This window comes from Isoptericola sp. NPDC055063, from assembly GCF_053608125.1.
The window spans coordinates 1-585 of sequence record NZ_JBSGUW010000029.1 but is presented as its reverse complement, the minus strand read 5'-3'; the positions used below and the strand labels follow the sequence as shown (position 1 = coordinate 585).

1 protein-coding gene is annotated in these 585 nt (G+C 61.5%); it reads left to right on the top strand.

Going from position 1 to position 585, the window contains the following annotated elements:
* On the top strand, positions 1-585 hold a 585-nt coding region (locus ACWF41_RS21390; protein WP_452183229.1), incomplete at both ends, for a transposase.

The window sequence follows — 585 nt, the reverse complement described above, 5'->3', positions numbered from 1 at the left end:
AGCGTTGTCCAAGGATCGGCTGCGCACGATGAACCGCCAGGAGAAGATCGAGGCCAGCTCGCCCTCGGAGCTGGTGGAACGTTCGATCAGCGACACGCTGAGCTTTTACGGCAAGGAGATCGCTCGCCTGGAGAAGGCCATCGACGACCATATCGACCGGCATCCTGACTTGAAGGAAGACGCCAGGTTGTTGGCGACCATACCCGGGGTGGGGCCGAAAATGACCAGAACCATGCTGCGGGTGATGCATACCCACCACTTCAAGTGTGCAGAGGATCTGGCGGCGTATCTGGGCTTGGTGCCGGTGCAGAGACAGTCTGGCACGTCGCTGCGCGGCCGTAGCCGCATGTCCAAGGCCGGTCCTGCGGACGTACGGGCGTTGGCATACATGGCTGGCGTCGTTGCGTCCAAGCACAACCCCCATGTGCGGGCGTTGTATCAACGACTGCTGGCCGCGGGCAAGAGCAAGATGTCGGCCCTGGGCGCCTGCATGCGAAAAGTGGTGCATCTGTGCTTCGGCGTGCTCAAGACGCGGCAGCCTTACAGGCCTGATTCCGCTTTTTTCTACTTGACGGCCAGGACGGT